We start from the raw sequence: 2,609 nt of genomic DNA on the forward strand, positions 1-2,609 counted from the left end.
AATCTTGCGGAAAAGAGGAAAGATCCGTATTGTGACTTTTTAACACTTCATACGAAACTAATGTTCTCCAGTAAACACCGGGAATATAGCGTGCTAAATCTCTGCCGACCCACGCTTCAACTTTTGTCTTACCAAAGTCTGCATAGATTCTGTTTCTGTAATTATATTCTTCAAAGCTGCAAGCAAAACCAAAATAAATATAGCTTTTTAAGATGTCAAAAATGTTTAAAACATATTGTTCAGTAAATTGATTTTTATTGAAATCAATAAAAATATTAGAGAACTCAAGCTTGTCACGAATGGAGATATCATAGGAACATACTCTTGAATAGAGAAAAAAACCTATCTTGTTATTTGCTAAAAATGTTTGAAATTCCTGTTTATCTTCAATCAATCGTTTTTTGTCTAGCCCTTCGTTGTCATTGAAATATTTTGGTTTTAGTTGTTCATTTAGAGATAACAGTAATTCTATTATACGGTTTACCTCAATATTGGCTGATTGTATATAAAGTTTAATCATTTTTACCTCCTAACCCACTGTGTCTTATGATCAAATCAAATGCTTCTTGTACAGTTTTACTGAGCCTTGTATTTTTCCCCACAATCAGAATGGATTGTCGATTGCTCTTTTGTGCCGATTCTGTTTGTATTCGCAGTTGTCTTGTGCGGGAAACATATTTACTGTCTTTTATCTCAACCGAATTATTTTCATCCAATGCATCAGGAATAGAACTTCCTTCTTCAGTGGATATTTTGATGGTGTTTTTCTTTAAACCAAGTTCTCTGAGAATTCTTTTTTCTGATTCTAATCCCCTAAGTTTTGGGTCAATATCCCCGCCAAATCCAAACAGCTTCTTAATTTTCTTAACAGTTCTGGAAATAATTCCATCTTTTTGACTGTCATTGCCTTTCATAGTCACTAAACTTGGTAGAACTGTAGCAGAAGGCATCATTGATATTAAAGGAAAAAGGGGACAGCGCCCTTTTAAATGGCTTTACTACAATAATTTACAATAAATATATTGAAATAAATTGGTGTCTGTCCCTTTTTTTCCTCACGTCCTTATTTTTTCCCTGTTTTTTACTTACTAGTCAAAATCAGGTTCAAAATCTGGGTTAACCCAGACATTTTGTACTTGATTAGGTTTTAACTTTATTTTGCTGATATCGAATTTTTTCAAAGAAGACAAAAAACTAGCAAAATTCTTTGCTAACAAGAACATATTATGTTGCCCTTCATTTTGTTCTAATTCGTGATCCCAAAAATAGATACCAGCGTTTTGTCCGATTAGTAGACATAAGTAATTACCTCCTTCAGCATAAGCAATAGGCAGTGCGTTCGAAGCGAATCTATTACTGAACTCTGATTTAATATATTCGATCTTTTCAATAGAAAGAAATTCATTGACACCGGATTCGGTATGCAATTCCGGAATATCGAACTCATTTGTTTCTGGGATACCTCCATTGTTTTTTTTCAAAAATTTTCGAAAATCGTTTGGTAATTTCATGCCTATGCGTTCTTCAAAACCTACTAAACACACCTCATCAATATGCTTGCCTTTGTGTTTGATTTTTATACTCATTTTTTCCTCCAGAGTTCTAACGATCAGAGTGCCGAATAACAGCAGCTCCCCCAGTGTGCGGAACGTTATTATGAAGTTCTCTGGGAATTAATTGCATTGTTGTGCCATTTTCAACATGATGCCAAACATATCCTTTAGGCGTACTCGGATATCCCATTGCTTTATTTGCTATTGCTGAATCTTTTGCATAGTTCCCGGTCAACCCTTTAATATTGACTTCAGCTTGTGTGTAATGTTTGAAATCAGGAAAACCAGTGTCTTTAAACTTTACACCGGAAGTATAGTTTTGACCAGCATACTTACTATTAATAGGATTTCGTCCTCCAATTTTCTTGATTGGAACATCACTCAGTGCTTCTACAGTTTTACCACCAGCCCTGGTGGCATCAGCGATACTGTCTCCAGCATTGATGATTTTCTTCCCGGCTTTGGCAGCATCCGTAACTCGATCAATGACTTTAAATGCGCCAATGACAGGCAGAACCATCGCTGCATCCCACACAGTTTGTTTCCAATTCTGACCTGTCTTGATATCATAAATTACGTTGGAAACATCACCTAACGCATCCAGTCCAGTGGTCGATGCCAGTACTTGTAATGTGATTCCCATCCCGGTGGTCTTGCCGTACATCTTATCAAAGGCAACTTGCCCTAAAGCATCAGTGACGTCCCGTGCGTCTTGTATATGATTACTGCTCGTCGCTCCTAAAGGTACACCGATAGTTGAATTCATCATGCCGATAGAAGAGTACGAACCGTACGTCGCATAGGAATTCCTGCCTCTACACAAGCCGAAAGGATCAAGCCACAAAACCGGATTATTAGCGCAGTAGATGTACTCGTTGGGGCCGTCGACGAAGCCGAGCGGGTCACGCGATATGAACCGCCCGAGAGACGCGTCATAATACCGCGCGCCGAAATAGGAGAGCGATGTGCGCTCGTTGTACTCCTTGGACGAGAAACCCCGGCCCGGCATGCCCGATCCGATCACCTGCCCGAACGCGTCGTAGCGATAGGAACTGA

4 protein-coding genes are annotated in these 2,609 nt (G+C 38.6%); all 4 read right to left on the reverse strand.

Annotated elements, in window-relative coordinates:
• Positions 1-520 (reverse strand): hypothetical protein (locus tag AB1349_13565; GenBank protein MEW6558353.1); only part of this gene is annotated, 520 nt, incomplete at its 3' end.
• Positions 513-914, reverse strand: coding sequence for a putative toxin (locus AB1349_13570; GenBank protein ID MEW6558354.1), 402 nt, complete (start codon positions 912-914; stop codon positions 513-515). The genes AB1349_13570 and AB1349_13565, both read right to left, overlap by 8 nt.
• 174 nt (positions 915-1,088) lie before the next feature.
• Entirely contained in the window at positions 1,089-1,658 is a 570-nt protein-coding gene (locus AB1349_13575) for an SMI1/KNR4 family protein (protein ID MEW6558355.1), read from the reverse strand.
• On the reverse strand, positions 1,603-2,609 hold a 1,007-nt coding region (locus AB1349_13580; protein ID MEW6558356.1), incomplete at its 5' end, for an RHS repeat-associated core domain-containing protein. The genes AB1349_13580 and AB1349_13575, both read right to left, overlap by 56 nt.

This window comes from Elusimicrobiota bacterium, assembly GCA_040757695.1.
Lineage (GTDB): Bacteria > Elusimicrobiota > UBA8919 > UBA8919 > UBA8919 > JBFLWK01.